The organism is Bacillus lumedeiriae (genome assembly GCF_044891285.1).
Taxonomy (GTDB): domain Bacteria; phylum Bacillota; class Bacilli; order Bacillales; family Domibacillaceae; genus Pseudobacillus; species Pseudobacillus lumedeiriae.
In genome coordinates, this window is record NZ_JAUIYO010000057.1 from 1 (window position 1) to 416 (window position 416).

Genomic DNA, 416 nt, shown 5'->3' on the forward strand with positions numbered 1-416 from the left:
ATTTTCGGAACGGTATCGCTAGCGGTGGCGTTGGGCTTCGCTTTGATGCTGTGGAGGACGGTGTACAAGCCGCTGACCGGCTTCAACAAGGAAATCCGTTTGCTGCAAAACAGCGGCTTTCATTCGGTTCCGAAGTATCCGCGCATCGCCGAATTCGATTATGTGCTGGACCGCTTCGAGGAGATGCGCCAACGCATCAGTCAGCTTCTGCAGGAGGTCAGACGGAACGAGAAGCTGAAGGCGGAGCTTGAGGTGGAGAAGCTGATGTTCCAGATCAATCCGCATTTTATTCACAATACGCTTGATACGGTGCGCTGGCTGGCGCGGTTAAACTCGCAGAATGAGATTGAACGGCTTGTCGCTACGCTCAACAAGGTGCTTTTTTACAATATGGGCAAAGGCGGGACGGCGACGAT

At 53.4% G+C, this 416-nt stretch carries 1 protein-coding gene; it reads left to right on the forward strand.

Features of this window, described 5'->3' with window-relative positions:
* Positions 1-416 (forward strand): sensor histidine kinase (locus tag QYG89_RS17175; protein ID WP_404319424.1); only part of this gene is annotated, 416 nt, incomplete at both ends.